The organism is Spiroplasma endosymbiont of Colias croceus, from assembly GCF_964020095.1.
In the GTDB taxonomy this organism is placed as follows: Bacteria; Bacillota_I; Bacilli_A; order Mycoplasmatales; family VBWQ01; genus Spiroplasma_E.
This window is the reverse complement of record NZ_OZ026536.1, coordinates 148,686-166,466: the sequence shown is the minus strand read 5'-3', so window position 1 is coordinate 166,466 and position 17,781 is coordinate 148,686. Positions and strand designations below refer to the sequence as shown.

The following is a 17,781-nucleotide window of genomic DNA, read 5'->3' as shown; positions in this document are numbered from 1 at the left end:
CAACTAAGCAAAATACCAATTATATTTATAATATGCTTAATATCATCTTCAGTTAAATTAATGATTAATACTCTATTTTTTATCTTTTCATGATTTTTGTTTTAAAAAATTTTGTTTTCCATTAAAAGTAATAGCTGTTTTTCAACGTGGATAATTATTACCTTTAGTAATAGCATTAGTATTATTCATTGGTTGTAAATTACTAATATCAGAAGTACCTCCATGAAATAAAGGTCGTTGATGTATAATAGTTCAATTATAACTTTTAGGATCATCATTAAGTTTAACATTACTAATAAAGTTATTTTTAAACATTAGCGCACCCGCATAGTCTTTTCGATATAACTGTGGATTATAATCATCAATAATTTCTCCTTTATTTCATACTTCTTCAATTTGTTGTGGTGTTCAAGTTACTTCACTATTAACAACATTACTACTGTTATTAGTACTGTTATTACTACTGTTATTAGTTTGAACAGGATTTGGATTACTAGTTACTTGATTATCAAGTAATTTTGATTGTGGAAGTGCACCTCCACCAGTATTATTAATAACTATATTTATACCTTGTGTTGATTTATCATGTTCATTAAAAAATCGATCTGTAAATGATGGTCCAATAGTTTGTTCACCAAAAAGAGAATTTTGTTCAACACTTGCGGGTATTTCTGTTGCTGATAAAGCATTATTATTTGTCAATGATAATGCTTTTTTTGATTTATTTCTTAAATTAGCCATTATTAATCATAAAGAAAAAAGTACTAAAAAGAAACTACTAATTAATGCAAAGCCTCAAGGTAAAATAAAAAATAAAACATTAATAATTTTTTTGTCCATAACATAACTATAAATTTTTTTATAACCATAACTTATTAATAATCCCGAACTAATAAGTAAGACAAGCGAAATTACTACTACTATTAATGCTCATACTAAAGTTATTACTCCATATTTATTTAAAAAAATAAATGGAATTGTAATAAACACTAGAGTAATAACCGAAAAAATTAAAGTAAAAATTGTTAAAATCTGAAAAGTAAGAGTAAATGTAATGCCTTTACTATTAATTACTTCAGTTAAAATTACTAAAATCTCATTAACATTAGTACGATAAAGTATAAGTCATAATACTCAACTTATAATCAAAGTTATTGCCATTAATCCCGAACTAACAATAATTCCTCAACGATTATGAGAATTAATGTTTCTATAATTCTCTGCTGACACTTCCATACTAAAACCTCACAACTCTAAAATCTCATATATTAAATTCTATCATAAATGATGATTAACATGTTTAACGACAATTATGAAATATAAATGAAAATATAACCTTTATAAAAATATTTCTTGAAAATTAAAATTTAGATTTAACTTAATAGACTTCTTGCAAAACTATGATATTAATCACATTTTTTAAGTTTAAAAATTTATTTTAATAACACTTTTAATATTTTTTAAAAATTATTGTTCAAAATATGTTTTATTTTTTGTCATTAAAATACAACAAAAATTATTATTTCAAATAAAAAAATAAAATATTAAATTATCAAATATATTTAAATTAATAATTGTAAATTATAAATTGAAGCTATTAAATTAAATCTTAATGCAAATTTTTTTCTTCTATTTCGATATTTTTCACTAATAATTTTAAATTTTTTAAGAATCACAAAAACATGTTCAATAACAACTCTCATTTTTGAAATAGCCTTATTATTTTTCTTTTCTTCTTTAGTTAAAGGGTTTTTCTTTGATTTTCGTTTAGGTAATAAGACATTTTTATGTATGTTTTGTATACCTTGATATCCTAAATCTACTAAAATAGTTGTTTCTGATAAAAATTTCGTTTTTGAATTTTTTAAAATTTTAAAATCATGATTTTTACCATAAGAAAAATAAGAACTTATAATTTTTTTACTATCTTTTTCAATTATGACTTGAGTTTTTATTGTATGTTTTTTCTTTTTTCCTGAATAATATTGTTTTTGACTTTTTTTGGGCGTTGAATAGTACTTTCAGTCACATCAATGATAACTGTTTTATCTTTAAAATTATTATTTAACAGTGATTTTTGCCCATCAAGTTGTTGAAAATCAGGATGTTTTATTAAAGTATTTTCTATTCACTTGATATTCCTATAGCAACTACTTTCACTAATTCCATAACTTTTAGCAATATGAAAATAAGTTCGATACTCTCTTCAATATTCTAAAGTCATTAATAAACGATTTTCTAATGATAATTTATTAGGTGTACCACCATTTTTAAACTTTTTTACTTCTTCTGTCTTTAAAATTTTTAGAATTTTATTAAAAATAATATCATTTATACCAGTTAATCTTAATAATTCTGGATTGTTAATAGTTTTTAATTTATCAAACATCATAGATTACCTATCTTTTTTATTTTTAATTTTATTTTAAAAATTAAATTTTTAATAGATAGGTTTTGCAAGAAGTCTATTATTTATTCTCCTTATTTAAATAATATCAACCAATTAATAAACTATCTGCTTCATCATGATTTGATATTGTTATATTTCATTTTTGTTGTCTAATTAAACCACCAACTATATATAATGATTTTTCTTTATTTCACTTTTTATCTTTAAATAAATCATCTTCTTCATATCTTAATTCTTTTAAATATCAATTTTGTCATTCTTTAGGACTTATTAACATATCTTTTTTTAATAATTTATTAAATTGTCCAGCAATAAAACCACGAAGATGGTCTTGTGTTTCAGAACCTTTCATATTAGGAAAACCACGTTCTATAATTAAATTAAAGTTGGATTTTGAATTTTTACTTCCTAATTGAAAATCTAATTCTTTTTCTATTTGATTAAGTATTAAATAATTAAAGTTATTATTATAAATATAATCTGATTTACTAATTTCAACTCCAGTACTATATTCTTTAAAATCATAACTATTTATTCAAATTGGTTTTCAATATTCTTCATATATATTATTTTTATAATCTCTATAATCTTTTACTTTTTCTCATAAAGTAAATCCAGTATTTTTTATACTTGGGTCAATTGAAAGTAAATAATTATTCATTATCAAATTCTCCATTTTTAATTCTTTCGACATATTCCGTAATTAAATTTAATTAATTGTCAATAAAATTGTTTTAAAACTATTTAGTGTTATTGAATATAGAAATAAATATTTTTTGAAAAAATAGTTTAAAAAATGAGTTTACATTTTAAACAAAAAATTGTTAATAATATTTTTATATTAACTCGATAAAAATTTAAATTTTAAAAAAATATTTTTAATATTTTTTTTATTTTAATGGTTTTATTTTATTAAAAATTTCACAAAGTAAGTTAAATCTTAAGTACATAAGTCTAAATTTAGATTTTCTACATTTATTTACTAAAATTTTGAATCTTTTCAATCAAGCAAAGACATGTTCAACTTTAATTCTAATTTTAGATACAATCTTATTGTATTTTCTTTCTTGTTTAGTTAATTTTTTATTTTTAGTTCTTTTAATTGGTATTATTGTATTTTTATAAATATTTTGTATACCTTGATATCCTAAATCACCAATAATTATTGTTTTTTCTGAAAATTCAAGATTTGAATTTTTTAATATTTGAAAATCATGCACTTTACCATTATCAGCAAAAATATCAACAATTTTTTTATTAAAAAAATCATATACAATTTGAAATTTTATAGAATACATTCAACTTTTACCAGAAAAATATTCTAACTGTAGTTTTTTTTAGTTGGTCTTTCAATTTCAATCTCAGTTGAATCAATTAAATAAAATTGAAATTCATTTGAATTTTCTTGTTTTTTATCAATTTTTAATTTATATCTTTCTTTTAAAAATTGGTAATCTTTGTGGTTACTAAGTTTATTTTCTACTCAAGTAATATTTCGAAAACAACTTGATGGGCTCATTTTAGATTTAATACTCATTTGAAAAAAAGTATAATATTCTTTTCAGTATAATAAAGTCATCATTAATCTTTCTTCTACTGAAAGTTTATTTTTTCGACCTTTATTTTTTTCTAATTTTTCTATTTCAATTAATTTTTCTAACATTTCATTAAAATGAAAACGTTTTATACCAAAATATCTATAAAATTCTTCATTTTTTAATTTTTTTAAATTTTCAAAAATCATTTTTATCAACACTTTTCTAAATTTATTGTTAATAACAAAATTATAAAATAAATTTTAAAATTATTAATTGACTTTTAAAAAATTTAATTACGGAATATGTCTTTTTAATTAATTCATCAATACCTTTTATATTTGGGTCTCTATTTGAAGATAATAAAAATTGTTTTCCATTATAAGCATTTGCTCTATTATTAATTAAATATTTAATTAATTTTTCTTTATTCATTATCAAATAAACCTTTTTCTAAATATTCAATTATTAATTCCATATCTAATGTGTCATGTTCAATTAAATATTCAATTATTTTTTCTTTATTAATACAATTTTTATGCGTTAATTTATCTTCTTTAATACTTTCAATTTTTCCTATTTCATTATTCTCTCATTGTAATAATTCTTCCTTAGTCATTATTTATTCTCCCTATTTTTAATTATTTCAATAAAAGTTTTTTCGAAATTTTCTTTTATTATTTCATCAACTATTTTTTCTAAACATTTCATACATCAATAATTAGTTAATCAAATTCTTTTATTACAATATTTACATTTATTCATAATTTCTATACTCATTTTTATTATTATTTTTTAAATTTTTAAATCTTTCACGAATTTCTTTAAATTTATCAAATAATACTTTTAAATAATTTTCACCCATTAATATTAAAAAATCTTTATTATTATTTGGATTTAATCTTTCCATATCTTCTCTTATACATTCATCAAATAAAACTGTATTTGTAATCATATATTTTTCAAAATAATCTAATTGTTTTTCACTTGGTTCTCATTTTTCATTTTGTATTTTTAGATTATTATTAATATAATTATTTTGTGATTTATTATTATTTTGTATTAAATTAACATTATCATTATCTGGGTCAAGTTCATCTTCACTTAATAATAATAAATTCATTAAAAAATATCTATAAGCATAAGTTTCTGCACTACCTTTTGCTTTTGCTATATCTGTATTTTTAGCACAAGCAAGTATATCAAAATATTTTATTTCTTTTTCATTATCTAAATCAATAATTGTATATCTTTTAAAATAAGTTATTTCTACTTCATTTTTATCTAAATAACTAATTTTTCTATCAGTTGTTAATATATCTTCATGTGTAATAAAAATATTTAATTCTTTACATAATAATTTAAATTTATTAAAAATATCACTTAATAATCAATATTTATAATTACCAAATTTATTAAAACCATTTTTAGGTGTACTACCAATTTCTAATTGTAATTTAAGTATTTTTTTATATAAATTATTCATTATTTATCACTCTTTCTATTTATTGCATTTTTAATTAAATCCCTTACAAAATTATTAATAGTAATTTCTTTTTTTACACAAAGTTTTTTTAATTCATAATGGTCACTTTTAGTAAGTCTAATAATAATTTGTTTAGTTATTAAATCTTCTGGTTTCTTTTTAGGAGCTGCTACCATATTTATTCATCTCCTTTAACCTTTAATAATTCTTTTATAATCAATAATTGCTTGTTCTAATTTATTTACATCTTCATATGTAAAATAATCATTCCTAATGTTTAATTCACAATCAGCATCAATGTTAAGTTCTAAATCTTCATATTTGTCATTAAATTCTTCTTGTAATTCTTCAAATTTTTCTATTAATTTTCTTGCATTTTCTAATTCTAATCTATTCATATTTACACTCCTTTAAAATTTTCTAATTGTAATTCATTAATATAATATTCATATAAAAGACATATTCCGTAATTAAATTTTTTAAAAGTCAATTAATAATTTTAAAATTTATTTTATAATTTTGTTATTAACAATAAATTTAGAAAAGTGTTGATAAAAATGATTTTTGAAAATTTAAAAAAATTAAAAAATGAAGAATTTTATAGATATTTTGGTATAAAACGTTTTCATTTTAATGAAATGTTAGAAAAATTAATTGAAATAGAAAAATTAGAAAAAAATAAAGGTCGAAAAAATAAACTTTCAGTAGAAGAAAGATTAATGATGACTTTATTATACTGAAAAGAATATTATACTTTTTTTCAAATGAGTATTAAATCTAAAATGAGCCCATCAAGTTGTTTTCGAAATATTACTTGAGTAGAAAATAAACTTAGTAACCACAAAGATTACCAATTTTTAAAAGAAAGATATAAATTAAAAATTGATAAAAAACAAGAAAATTCAAATGAATTTCAATTTTATTTAATTGATTCAACTGAGATTGAAATTGAAAGACCAACTAAAAAAAACTACAGTTAGAATATTTTTCTGGTAAAAGTTGAATGTATTCTATAAAATTTCAAATTGTATATGATTTTTTTAATAAAAAAATTGTTGATATTTTTGCTGATAATGGTAAAGTGCATGATTTTCAAATATTAAAAAATTCAAATCTTGAATTTTCAGAAAAAACAATAATTATTGGTGATTTAGGATATCAAGGTATACAAAATATTTATAAAAATACAATAATACCAATTAAAAGAACTAAAAATAAAAAATTAACTAAACAAGAAAGAAAATACAATAAGATTGTATCTAAAATTAGAATTAAAGTTGAACATGTCTTTGCTTGATTGAAAAGATTCAAAATTTTAGTAAATAAATGTAGAAAATCTAAATTTAGACTTATGTACTTAAGATTTAACTTACTTTGTGAAATTTTTAATAAAATAAAACCATTAAAATAAAAAAAATATTAAAAATATTTTTTTAAAATTTAAATTTTTATCAAGTTAATATAAAAATATTATTAACAATTTTTTGTTTAAAATGTAAACTCATTTTTTAAACTATTTTTTCAAAAAATATTTATTTCTATATTCAATAACACTAAATAGTTTTAAAACAATTTTATTGACAATTAATTAAATTTAATTACGGAATATGTCCAAAGAATCTCAATTATTTGATATTAAAAACATATCGTTTTCAATCATGTCATTAATACATTTATTACAATAATATGTATTTTCTAATTCACTAAATCATATATATTTTTCATTATGTATATTACATTTCATTTTTTTCACCAATTAATTTATAAAAACATTTATTACAAGTTCTATTTGCAAATGATGAATTTTTATGACAAATATCACATGAACCAAATATTTTTTCAATTTCTTCATATTTTAAATATATTCTTTTATCTTCTTTTAAATTCAACATAAATTAATTCTCTCTTTCTATAATTTTTAATATTTCTTGTATTTCAATATATTTTTGATTTTTTAGTAATTTTTCATTAAATAAATTTTTAATTAATTCTATTTTTTCAACATTTAATAACATATTAATTTCCTTTTAAATAAAAGATTTTTTCATTATGAGTTGATATATCTTTCATTGGTGTAACAATATAATTTTTAACTTTATCATTATATTTATATGGATTATTTATTTTAAAACCATTATTATCTTGTTCTCATGTAACGTTATATTCAAAACATTTTTGATTTTTCTTATCTGTAAAAATATAATAACCATTATGTGGTATTGAAAATTCACAAGGTTTTAACTCATCTTTATTTTCATTTGTAGTAATATCTGAAATATTTTTTATATATTTTAAAATTTCACTACCTTTAATACTTTCAATATCTTTTGTAATTGATTTTTTACCTAATTTATAATTAAAATCTTCAATTATTTTTAATGCTATTTTTTTATTTTTTTCATCAATAGTAGTATATTGTTTAGGAAATCATGTTTCATATTCACCAATTTCTAATAATATGCCACCTTTATTTTTTTCATCTTTATATGTTTCTCTAATTTTAGTTTTCAAATCTAAATTAACATTAATCATTACGAATCCTTTCTACGTATAAGCCTTATCACCTACAGTGATAAAAGGCTTATATACTAATAACTAAATACTTCTACTACTACGTAAGGCTTATGCTACTGTAAGTAGCATAAGCCTTGGAGGGTAGGGGTTCTAGGGGAAGGGAACCAAAAAATATCAAGTTTTAAAAGAGCAACACAAAAATTACTATTAGTTATATCTGCACTATAGCCTTTAATAATTTTTATTTAGTTATGTAATAATTAATTACTTTAATAAAGTACAGATTTATCAAAATAATTAATTATAATTGTTCAACAATTAAAAATGAGAGTTTTATCTCTCATGTCATTTTTATAAAATATACCAATTTTTTATTCGGCCAATGATTTATAATGATTTATAATTTCTTATTTATTTAAAAAATATTTTTAATAATTATTTAATTTTGGATGGTCAAAGTTAAATAATTATTTTTTTGTTTTTAATTTTGCCATATTATATTTTAAAAAAATAAATTTAAATTTGATAATTTTGTAAAATTAAACACTTATAATTTTAATTTATATCAGATACTATTATTAAGTTTTAATACCTAAAATAAGTTATAATATAAATAAAAAATAAGGAGTGTTAGATATATGGAAGAAAAAAAAGATGACTTAAAAAATACTCCATTGTCAAATGTTGATAATAGTATTATCAAACCAAATAATGATAATCCATCATTTAAAGATATTGAAGAACAACGTTTTACTACTTATAATCCGTTATTAAGTGATAGTATTAAATTTAAAAGAATGTATTGAAGTTCAAAAATGGAAAATATTGCTCGTATTTTGTTACTTACAGTTTCTTGTTTTCATTTAATTTTTTCTTATTTTTTAGCTAACAATTTGCTTAATCAAATTTTGAGTAATAAAGGTAGTAACATGAACCCAACTTATATAATTTATATATTTTTAATTATAACTCTGGGATTTAATTTTATATTTTATTTACCAGTAGCGATTGGTCGCACTGCTAGTGCTATGTTTGGATGATCAATTGTTTATATTATTTTAGCAATTGCTTATTTTATAGTTTTAGAAGTATTTTGTACAATTTTGTTAGTGGTTAATGGATTAGTAAATGAAACTGTTTCTGCAGAAGTTCCAATATTTATGATTATTGTTTTACTAATAACTGTTTTATGATTAATTGCTGCTTGTTTATTAATTGTTAAAAGTGATGATGTAAGAAGAGAATTAAGTGTCGAATAAATAATAAGTAAAGGAGAATATAAATGAGTACAGATAGTTTACTTTCTAAGCGAATTGAACAATTAATTAAAGTAATTAGCGCTGATGTTTATGAAAAAGAAACTGTTTTTAAACTTGCTATTTTGTCGTTATTATCAGGAGAATCAATATTTTTATTAGGATTACCAGGAATTGCTAAATCATTAATTTCACGACGAATTAAATATGCGCTCCATGATGGGCGAAATTTTGAATATTTAATGAATCGTTTTTCTACTCCAGAAGAAATTTTTGGACCAATCTCAATCAAAGATTTATTAAAAGGTAACTATGTAAGAATTATTGATCAATATTTGCCTGCTGTTGATATTGCTTTTTTGGATGAAATTTGAAAAGCAGGCCCTTCAATTCAAAATACATTACTAACTATTATTAATGAAAAAATCTTTCGTAATGGTGGTGTTGATATCAAAGTACCATTAAAACTATTAATTTCAGCTTCTAATGAGTTACCAGAAAGTGGTAAAGGTTTAGAAGCTTTATTTGATCGTTTTATTATTAGAATGATAGTTTATGGTTTAACTAATGAAGAAAATTTTAATGATATGTTAGAAAGTATTACTAGTTTAGAAGTAAAAGTTCCACTTGAATTACAAATTAAAACTTCTGAATATGAAAAGTGATTAAAAGAATTGGAAACTACTGTTACTTTAAGCAAAGAAACATTAAATTTTATTTCTCGTTTTCGTAAAATTTTAACAGAAGCAACTAATGGTAAAGCTTACATTTCCGATCGAAGATGAAAAAAAATTGCTAAATTAATAAAAGCTTCAGCTTATTATAATGGTAGAACAACTACTGATAAGCCTGATTTATTGATTATTCCTTACTGTATTTGAGATAATGAAGATCAAGAAAAAGAGTATACAAAACTTTTCAATGAAGCATATTGTGAAGATTTAACTTACACATTGAAACAAAATCAGATTGAACTGGAAAGTGAGTTGGAAACATTAAGTAATAATGCCGAAAACATTAAAGATAGTCAAAATCAACCATCTATTTACTCCAATCCATTTTCTGAACAAATTAAAGGCATATATTATCGTTTATTATGACATAGTGATGAGTTTCCAATTTGTTTTATTAGTAGAAAGGATTTTCAGTTATTATTACGACGTAATAAAAAGAGTCATAATATTCAATTATTTTATGGTAAAAGTTTAAGTAAAATGGAAGGTAATCAGAAGTTTGAGTTACAATTAAACAATTCTAGTGAATTAATAAATATTACAAATAATTCTATAATTCAAGTTGAATTAACTAATACTGATAGTAAATCACAATTTGGAAATATTAATAGTCAAATTAAAGATTTAAAGCAACAAATTAATGAATTAAAAGTACATTTTGAACAAGAATATCATCGTTTAAGTAAAACCAATTCTATATTTTTTGATGAACAATTTAAATCACTATTAGAAATGGCATTTTTTGATAAAATTTCGCAAATACCAAAAGCAGAAACTGAAACGACTCTTTCATCAGAATCACTAACTGAAGATTCACCAATAACTATTCCAAATGTTAATGATACTAATAATAATTCTGATATTAATTAAGATAGGTGATTATTATGGAACAATTAATTGAATCCCATGTTTCACAAATTTTAGAAACTAAATTGAAAAAAATGTCTTTATCAGAAACAAATTTAAGTAGTTTTACTTGATTTAAAAAAAATTTTGCTTGATTAGCTCCAGAATTTAATCAACAAATTAGTCATTTTTATTTAAATGAAGTTTTAGAAAAAAGTAAAAATATTGTTATTAGTCCCATCATTAAAAGAGAATTACGATTATATTTCTGAGTTATGATTAATGGTATTGATAGATTAAAAAATAATTGACAAGAAATTTACACTAGGGCAAAAATTCTTCATTCACCAATGATTAATTATTTTTATTATTTTCAAGAAAAATTTAAGGATCGTAAACTTAATAGTAAATTAACTTTTGATAATTTTATAAGACATTGAGAAAGTTTAATTGTTCAAAGAATTGTAAATTATAAATTATTTGAAACTATGCAAATGCGTCAAAAATATTTAACAATGTGAAGTAATAATATTAAAATTATTAATGAAGTAAGACATATTGTTGGTTTTGCTTGAAATTTTTTTGGACGATTTTGAGAAGGAGATTTAAATGATTTTAAAAAAATTAATTTAAATACTATTATACAATATGGTGAAATTTTAAATAAGAATCCAGCTATTATTGAAATTGCTAGACTACTTGGTCGTTGAAAAGGAATTTCGGGTTTAACAGAAAAGCAGGTTCATCAAAAAGTACAAATTGAATATCAATTAAAGCCATTAGGAAAATGGCCTGAAGAAATAGTAGGAATTACCGAGGGTAAAGATTTAGAACATTTATTACCATTAGAATTAGTTAATCTTGCTATTCCAGAGTTAAATGCTATTTTTTATAAAAAATTTGTTGAAGAAAAGTTAGCAATTACAGAGTTTGAATCAATGGATTTAGTTGCCACTGAACATCTTGTTGAAGAAGTTGTAGAAGTACCAATTCCCGAAAGTGAAGGCCCTTTTATCTTATGCATTGATACATCTAAATCGATGAGTCATAGTCCAGAAATTATTGCAAAATCAATTGCGCTTGCTATTAGTAAAATTGCTTTACAAGAAAAAAGACCATGCTATATGATCAATTTTTCTGGTAAATTTGAAACTTATGATTTATCTAATTTAGTTTCATCAATTCCCAATCTAATTCATTTTTTAGGTCATAGTTTTAAAGGACATACTAATATTAATCCAGCTATTAGTCATGCTTTAACAATTATGCAATCTAAAACATATCATAATGCAGACTTATTGGTAGTTTCTGATTTTTTATCTGCTAATATTACTAAAAATAATATTAATTTAATGTTGCAACTAAAAGCAAAAGCTAATCGCTTTCATGCTATTAATATTGCTTCTTCAACATTGTCTAATAATTTTAAAAAATATTTTACTAATTATTGACATTATGATCCTCGCGATCCATTTGCTGGGCGAAAAATTGCGTTAAATTTAGCTAAAACTAAAAATAAATCTTAATCTTAATTTTGATAGTTATTTTTTTGCTTTAATAATGATAAAATATTATTAGAGTGAAAAAGTAAACTGATAATGAGAGATGGATAATATGAAAAAAAATAATTTAATTTTAAGCAAAATATTAGTTATTATTAGTGTTTTAACAGTAACAATTAGTTTATCAATTTTTCCATTATTTAATTGAGGTGTTCCATTAAAAAACAATATTGCTATTATTATTACTTTAATCGTTAATAAAGAACCAATTACTAGTAGTTTTTATAAACAATTAATGACTAGTGATAGTATAGTTTCTTTATATACTTTTGGAACATTATTGATTTTTAATTTAACTTATTTAATACCATTAATTTTTATTAAAAAACCTTTTTCAAGATCAGTTTTTGCTATACACATGTTATTAATAACCTTAGTATTGATACTTTTTGTATTAGTACTTTTTAATTACTTTAATATTAGAAATTTTCAAACTATTCCTTTTAAAGATTTATGAACAATTCCTTGAGCAGGTATTGGTTTAAGTTTACTTACTATTTTTTGATATGGCTTAAAAAATTTATGAGTTAATCCTCAACAGTTATCAAAAAAAAGTAATGATTATAGTAAAAACAAACAAGAAGAAATTAAAAGTGATGATTTACCATCATATGAAGATTTACAATTACAATTAAAAATGTTAAAAAAACAATTAGAAGAAGTTAGAAATATTAAAGGTAAGAAATAATAAAAGTTATTTTAGATTTTTAATTAGATCATTAGCAAACTTTGTTTTTTGATATTTGTTGTTGGTTGATTACTATAGTTAGGTGAATAGACTTCTTGCAAAACTATGATATTAATCACATTTTTTAAGTTTAAAAATTTATTTTAATAACACTTTTAATATTTTTTAAAAATTATTGTTCAAAATATGTTTTATTTTTTGTCATTAAAATACAACAAAAATTATTATTTCAAATAAAATATTAAATTATCAAATATATTTAAATTAATAATTGTAAATTATAAATTGAAGCTATTAAATTAAATCTTAATGCAAATTTTTTTCTTCTATTTCGATATTTTTCACTAATAATTTTAAATTTTTTAAGAATCGCAAAAACATGTTCAATAACAACTCTCATTTTTGAAATAGCCTTATTATTTTTCTTTTCTTCTTTAGTTAAAGGGTTTTTCTTAGGACATATTCCGTAATTAAATTTAATTAATTGTCAATAAAATTGTTTTAAAACTATTTAGTGTTATTGAATATAGAAATAAATATTTTTTGAAAAAATAGTTTAAAAAATGAGTTTACATTTTAAACAAAAAATTGTTAATAATATTTTTATATTAACTCGATAAAAATTTAAATTTTAAAAAAATATTTTTAATATTTTTTTTATTTTAATGGTTTTATTTTATTAAAAATTTCACAAAGTAAGTTAAATCTTAAGTACATAAGTCTAAATTTAGATTTTCTACATTTATTTATTAAAATTTTGAATCTTTTCAATCAAGCAAAGACATGTTCAACTTTAATTCTAATTTTAGATACAATCTTATTGTATTTTCTTTCTTGTTTAGTTAATTTTTTATTTTTAGTTCTTTTAATTGGTATTATTGTATTTTTATAAATATTTTGTATACCTTGATATCCTAAATCACCAATAATTATTGTTTTTTCTGAAAATTCAAGATTTGAATTTTTTAATATTTGAAAATCATGCACTTTACCATTATCAGCAAAAATATCAACAATTTTTTTATTAAAAAAATCATATACAATTTGAAATTTTATAGAATACATTCAACTTTTACCAGAAAAATATTCTAACTGTAGTTTTTTTTAGTTGGTCTTTCAATTTCAATCTCAGTTGAATCAATTAAATAAAATTGAAATTCATTTGAATTTTCTTGTTTTTTATCAATTTTTAATTTATATCTTTCTTTTAAAAATTGGTAATCTTTGTGGTTACTAAGTTTATTTTCTACTCAAGTAATATTTCGAAAACAACTTGATGGGCTCATTTTAGATTTAATACTCATTTGAAAAAAAGTATAATATTCTTTTCAGTATAATAAAGTCATCATTAATCTTTCTTCTACTGAAAGTTTATTTTTTCGACCTTTATTTTTTTCTAATTTTTCTATTTCAATTAATTTTTCTAACATTTCATTAAAATGAAAACGTTTTATACCAAAATATCTATAAAATTCTTCATTTTTTAATTTTTTTAAATTTTCAAAAATCATTTTTATCAACACTTTTCTAAATTTATTGTTAATAACAAAATTATAAAATAAATTTTAAAATTATTAATTGACTTTTAAAAAATTTAATTACGGAATATGTCTTTTGATTTTCGTTTAGGTAATAAGACATTTTTATGTATGTTTTGTATACCTTGATATCCTAAATCTACTAAAATAGTTGTTTCTGATAAAAATTTCGTTTTTGAATTTTTTAAAATTTTAAAATCATGATTTTTACCATAAGAAAAATAAGAACTTATAATTTTTTTACTATCTTTTTCAATTATGACTTGAGTTTTTATTGTATGTTTTTTCTTTTTTCCTGAATAATATTGTTTTTGACTTTTTTTGGGCGTTGAATAGTACTTTCAGTCACATCAATGATAACTGTTTTATCTTTAAAATTATTATTTAACAGTGATTTTTGCCCATCAAGTTGTTGAAAATCAGGATGTTTTATTAAAGTATTTTCTATTCACTTGATATTCCTATAGCAACTACTTTCACTAATTCCATAACTTTTAGCAATATGAAAATAAGTTCGATACTCTCTTCAATATTCTAAAGTCATTAATAAACGATTTTCTAATGATAATTTATTAGGTGTACCACCATTTTTAAACTTTTTTACTTCTTCTGTCTTTAAAATTTCTAGAATTTTATTAAAAATAATATCATTTATACCAGTTAATCTTAATAATTCTGGATTGTTAATAGTTTTTAATTTATCAAACATCATAGATTACCTATCTTTTTTGTTCGTAATTTTATTTTAAAAATTAAATTTTTAATAGATAGGTTTTGCAAGAAGTCTATTATCAAAATTGAAAACTTAATTATTTATTACCAGAACATGAAGGTCAACGATTATTAGAATTAGAAAAACTTGACCCAATATCTGCAAGAGTAAGAAGTCATGGTTTAGTAGGTTATGAATCTGGTGGAATATATACTCATTTAATTCATAAAATATCACGTTTATTACAACCAAGTTATAGATTTAGTGCTGGATTAGATTATGGGTTTAAAGATGATGCTATGGCATGTTTATTAATAGGTTTTGATTATGATTTTAAATTTGTTAATGTTATTGATTGTTTAAAAATAGAAAATAAATTAATACGTTATGATAATAAACAATTAGCAAGATTAGTAGTAGAGTTTTATATTAAATTAGCAAAAGAAAATAATTTGTTATATGAATATGGTTTAACAGTATATTGTGATTTTAGTAATTATACATTTATTGAAATGTTAAATGATACAGCAATTAAATATAACGTTAATTCATGGCTTTATTTTAAAGATTGTGTGAAATTAAGGTTAGAGTTTAGAATAGGTAAGAATGTGGCTTTAATGGCTTCAGAACGCTTAAATATTAGTATGAATGCACAAGAATTATTAGATGAATTTAGATTAGCAATATGAGATGAAAAAAGTATTAAACAAATACCTTTGCCGGGCAATGACCACCTCAGAGATGCTTTTGATTATGCTATAGAACCATATATTAGAAATTTAAGTGCAAATATAAATCCTTATTTTGAAAGGAAGTAACATATGAATAATCATAATACTGAAATATTAACTCCTAAGTGATGTATGATAAATCTTCAAGAAATAATAGCAAATCATGCAAGTAAATTATTATGAGGTAATGGTTATACTTTAACAAGTGAACATCCAGAATATAAAAATGCTATTGAAAAATTAAAAGAATGAAATAATTTGGATAGTTTATTTTATCAAGATTGTCATATTAAATCTGGTTATGGTTATAGTATTGTTCAAATTGATAGAAGTAAAACTGGAAGAATAGCATTAAATTTTGCTCAACCATATGCTCAATCAAGAGTAGCTAGAGTATTAGAAACTGAATATAGTGCATCAACATGGTCAAGAGTACAATATGATGACCAAAGTATTTATGTTAAAACAACATATACTCCAAATCAAATTATTAGATATTTTACTAGTAATACAGTTACTTTAGATGGAATACAAAAAGAAATAAGCGAAGATTTAAAATTACCTTTAATAGAAAATCATAATTTAGGTATTATTCCAGTTAAATTTATGCAAAATTTACCTAAAAAGAATTTCTTTGGTGGAGTTATTGGTGATTATTATCCAGATATGACTCCAATTAAAAATTTACAAAAATTATTAAATAAAACATTTGAATCAATTGAACATGAACTTGAATGTAATATAACTCGTGTATTTTTAGATATTACTGAACAAGAAATAAATCAATCTAAAACTGCTTTTGATTTAAAAAAATTAATAGGTAAATTTATTTTACAAGCAAATTTAAGAAGTATGGGAAGTACTAGTGGAACACCACCAATTGCAATATTACAAGGTAATCCCATTTTAGATAAATATGCTGAATTTATACAATTTATTATTGATAAAGCATTTGAAGGTAGTGGCTATATTCCAGTAAATGATACTACAAGTCAAAAAACAGAAGCAGAAGTATTAATTACAAATAGTAGAGATATGGAAACTACAAGAATTAAAAGAACACTTAATCAAAGTGATTGAAATGAAATATTTCAAAGATGTTTTATATTAATGGGATTAGATGGTGATAAATCTAAATGAACATTTGAAATTAAAGAAAATACTATTATAGATAGATTAAAATCATTAGAAATTAATGAGAAAAAATTAGCATTAGATTTAACTAACAGAAAACGTATTCTTGTGCAAGAAGAAGGTGTTAGTGAAGAAGAAGCAATGAACATTCTTAAAGAAAATAGAAGAATGAGAAAAGAAGAAATTGATTTTGATAATGGATTAGTAAAAGATATTGATGGAGAAACTAAAAATGATACCGAAAATAAATCATCAATTAATTAAAACTGTATGAAAAAGTACAGGTGAAATTGAAAAAGATTTTACACAAAATAAAGATTTACAATTTCGTGTATGTCCTTTTACTATTATTTTAGGTGCTATAAATTCAACAAATGGTGGTTTATAACCACCAACTAGTATTCCTAATGATTATACTAGTTTTAGTAAGATATTCACTGGTAGAGAAGCAATATTATCTGTATGAGATAATAGTTTTGATTTAATAGAACCAGACTTAAAAACCATAAATTCTACTGGTAAAAAGGTTTTAAAAGTTGGCGATGTATTTTATGGGAATATATTATCAGACCAATTAGGTATTACTTATAGTGCAACCCCAGCAAATAATGCTTTTATTCAAGAACAAGCAATTA

At 21.0% G+C, this 17,781-nt stretch carries 26 protein-coding genes and 1 pseudogene; 9 read left to right on the top strand and 18 right to left on the bottom strand.

Annotated elements, in window-relative coordinates; translation table 4 throughout:
- Positions 1-72: 72 nt before the first annotated feature.
- The 10 genes from AACL24_RS01000 to AACL24_RS00955 form a co-directional block, all read right to left on the bottom strand.
- Entirely contained in the window at positions 73-1,236 is a 1,164-nt protein-coding gene (locus AACL24_RS01000) for a hypothetical protein (protein WP_339048101.1), read from the bottom strand.
- Positions 1,237-1,562: 326 nt separating this feature from the next.
- Positions 1,563-2,392, bottom strand: a protein-coding gene (locus AACL24_RS00995; RefSeq protein WP_339048099.1) for an IS5 family transposase whose coding sequence is annotated in 2 segments (ribosomal slippage) — positions 1,563-1,996 and positions 1,996-2,392 — 831 coding nt in all. Because the reading frame shifts where the segments join, the coding sequence is not laid out codon by codon here.
- Positions 2,393-2,468: 76 nt separating this feature from the next.
- On the bottom strand, positions 2,469-3,071 hold the full coding sequence (locus AACL24_RS00990; protein WP_339048097.1) for a hypothetical protein: 603 nt from the start codon (positions 3,069-3,071) through the stop codon (positions 2,469-2,471).
- Between the two features lie 229 nt (positions 3,072-3,300).
- Positions 3,301-3,708 carry a transposase family protein gene (locus AACL24_RS00985; RefSeq protein ID WP_339045908.1) on the bottom strand — a complete coding sequence of 136 codons (408 nt, stop codon included), beginning with the start codon at positions 3,706-3,708 and terminating at the stop codon, positions 3,301-3,303.
- Positions 3,709-3,731: 23 nt separating this feature from the next.
- Entirely contained in the window at positions 3,732-4,154 is a 423-nt protein-coding gene (locus tag AACL24_RS00980; RefSeq protein WP_339045912.1) for a transposase family protein, read from the bottom strand.
- A 40-nt stretch (positions 4,155-4,194) separates the two neighbouring features.
- Positions 4,195-4,380, bottom strand: coding sequence for a hypothetical protein (locus tag AACL24_RS00975; RefSeq protein ID WP_339048095.1), 186 nt, complete (start codon positions 4,378-4,380; stop codon positions 4,195-4,197).
- Positions 4,373-4,564, bottom strand: coding sequence for a hypothetical protein (locus AACL24_RS00970; RefSeq protein ID WP_339048093.1), 192 nt, complete (start codon positions 4,562-4,564; stop codon positions 4,373-4,375). The genes AACL24_RS00975 and AACL24_RS00970 overlap by 8 nt, the downstream gene beginning before the upstream one ends.
- 138 nt (positions 4,565-4,702) lie before the next feature.
- A complete protein-coding gene (locus tag AACL24_RS00965; RefSeq protein WP_339048091.1) occupies positions 4,703-5,431 on the bottom strand; it encodes an ERF family protein in 729 nt (242 codons plus the stop codon).
- Positions 5,431-5,607 carry a hypothetical protein gene (locus AACL24_RS00960; RefSeq protein WP_252321018.1) on the bottom strand — a complete coding sequence of 59 codons (177 nt, stop codon included), beginning with the start codon at positions 5,605-5,607 and terminating at the stop codon, positions 5,431-5,433. The genes AACL24_RS00965 and AACL24_RS00960 overlap by 1 nt, the downstream gene beginning before the upstream one ends.
- 15 nt (positions 5,608-5,622) lie before the next feature.
- On the bottom strand, positions 5,623-5,829 hold the full coding sequence (locus AACL24_RS00955) for a hypothetical protein (protein ID WP_339048089.1): 207 nt from the start codon (positions 5,827-5,829) through the stop codon (positions 5,623-5,625).
- Positions 5,830-5,988: 159 nt separating this feature from the next.
- Between AACL24_RS00955 and AACL24_RS00950 the strand changes: the two genes are divergently transcribed.
- Positions 5,989-6,411 carry a transposase family protein gene (locus tag AACL24_RS00950; RefSeq protein WP_339045912.1) on the top strand — a complete coding sequence of 141 codons (423 nt, stop codon included), beginning with the start codon at positions 5,989-5,991 and terminating at the stop codon, positions 6,409-6,411.
- A 23-nt stretch (positions 6,412-6,434) separates the two neighbouring features.
- Positions 6,435-6,842 (top strand): transposase family protein, encoded by a 408-nt coding sequence (locus tag AACL24_RS00945; protein ID WP_339045908.1) that lies wholly within the window; start codon positions 6,435-6,437, stop codon positions 6,840-6,842.
- A gap of 183 nt (positions 6,843-7,025) precedes the next feature.
- Here AACL24_RS00945 and AACL24_RS00940 read toward each other — a convergent pair whose 3' ends face one another.
- From AACL24_RS00940 to AACL24_RS00930, 3 genes are all read right to left on the bottom strand, one after another.
- A complete protein-coding gene (locus tag AACL24_RS00940) occupies positions 7,026-7,175 on the bottom strand; it encodes a hypothetical protein (protein ID WP_339048086.1) in 150 nt (49 codons plus the stop codon).
- Positions 7,165-7,323 (bottom strand): hypothetical protein, encoded by a 159-nt coding sequence (locus AACL24_RS00935; protein WP_252318925.1) that lies wholly within the window; start codon positions 7,321-7,323, stop codon positions 7,165-7,167. Before AACL24_RS00935 ends, AACL24_RS00940 begins: the two co-directional genes overlap by 11 nt.
- A 124-nt stretch (positions 7,324-7,447) precedes the next feature.
- Positions 7,448-7,963, bottom strand: coding sequence for a hypothetical protein (locus tag AACL24_RS00930; RefSeq protein WP_339048084.1), 516 nt, complete (start codon positions 7,961-7,963; stop codon positions 7,448-7,450).
- A 620-nt stretch (positions 7,964-8,583) separates the two neighbouring features.
- Here AACL24_RS00930 and AACL24_RS00925 point away from each other — a divergent pair.
- The 4 genes from AACL24_RS00925 to AACL24_RS00910 all read left to right on the top strand — a co-directional run bounded on the left by AACL24_RS00925 (position 8,584) and on the right by AACL24_RS00910 (position 13,031).
- Positions 8,584-9,204: a hypothetical protein gene (locus AACL24_RS00925; protein WP_339048082.1), complete on the top strand. Its 621-nt coding sequence runs from the start codon at positions 8,584-8,586 to the stop codon at positions 9,202-9,204.
- Between the two features lie 23 nt (positions 9,205-9,227).
- Positions 9,228-10,805: an AAA family ATPase gene (locus tag AACL24_RS00920; RefSeq protein WP_339048080.1), complete on the top strand. Its 1,578-nt coding sequence runs from the start codon at positions 9,228-9,230 to the stop codon at positions 10,803-10,805.
- 14 nt (positions 10,806-10,819) lie between these two features.
- Positions 10,820-12,307, top strand: coding sequence for a VWA domain-containing protein (locus tag AACL24_RS00915; protein ID WP_339048078.1), 1,488 nt, complete (start codon positions 10,820-10,822; stop codon positions 12,305-12,307).
- Positions 12,308-12,395: 88 nt separating this feature from the next.
- Entirely contained in the window at positions 12,396-13,031 is a 636-nt protein-coding gene (locus AACL24_RS00910) for a hypothetical protein (RefSeq protein WP_339048076.1), read from the top strand.
- A 259-nt stretch (positions 13,032-13,290) separates the two neighbouring features.
- Here the strand turns inward: AACL24_RS00910 and AACL24_RS00905 are convergent.
- From AACL24_RS00905 to AACL24_RS00890, 5 genes and pseudogenes are all read right to left on the bottom strand, one after another.
- Positions 13,291-13,485: pseudogene (locus AACL24_RS00905) on the bottom strand (transposase family protein); the annotation flags it as partial.
- 203 nt (positions 13,486-13,688) lie between these two features.
- Positions 13,689-14,096, bottom strand: a complete 408-nt coding sequence (locus AACL24_RS00900) for a transposase family protein (RefSeq protein ID WP_339048074.1) — start codon at positions 14,094-14,096, stop codon at positions 13,689-13,691.
- Positions 14,097-14,119: 23 nt separating this feature from the next.
- Entirely contained in the window at positions 14,120-14,542 is a 423-nt protein-coding gene (locus tag AACL24_RS00895) for a transposase family protein (RefSeq protein ID WP_339045912.1), read from the bottom strand.
- Positions 14,543-14,625: 83 nt separating this feature from the next.
- Positions 14,626-14,844 (bottom strand): hypothetical protein, encoded by a 219-nt coding sequence (locus AACL24_RS15450; RefSeq protein ID WP_422398072.1) that lies wholly within the window; start codon positions 14,842-14,844, stop codon positions 14,626-14,628.
- On the bottom strand, positions 14,841-15,281 hold the full coding sequence (locus AACL24_RS00890; RefSeq protein ID WP_339047357.1) for a transposase family protein: 441 nt from the start codon (positions 15,279-15,281) through the stop codon (positions 14,841-14,843). Before AACL24_RS00890 ends, AACL24_RS15450 begins: the two co-directional genes overlap by 4 nt.
- A 62-nt stretch (positions 15,282-15,343) precedes the next feature.
- Between AACL24_RS00890 and AACL24_RS00885 the strand changes: the two genes are divergently transcribed.
- Genes AACL24_RS00885 through AACL24_RS00875 form a run of 3 tightly spaced genes read left to right on the top strand, consistent with a single transcriptional unit; the run spans position 15,344 to position 17,534 of the window.
- Entirely contained in the window at positions 15,344-16,099 is a 756-nt protein-coding gene (locus tag AACL24_RS00885; RefSeq protein WP_339048072.1) for a hypothetical protein, read from the top strand.
- A gap of 3 nt (positions 16,100-16,102) precedes the next feature.
- Complete coding sequence (locus AACL24_RS00880) at positions 16,103-17,410, top strand: hypothetical protein (protein ID WP_339048070.1); 1,308 nt, start codon at positions 16,103-16,105, stop codon at positions 17,408-17,410.
- Positions 17,379-17,534, top strand: coding sequence for a hypothetical protein (locus AACL24_RS00875; protein ID WP_339048068.1), 156 nt, complete (start codon positions 17,379-17,381; stop codon positions 17,532-17,534). Before AACL24_RS00880 ends, AACL24_RS00875 begins: the two co-directional genes overlap by 32 nt.
- The last annotated feature ends 247 nt before the right edge of the window (positions 17,535-17,781 follow it).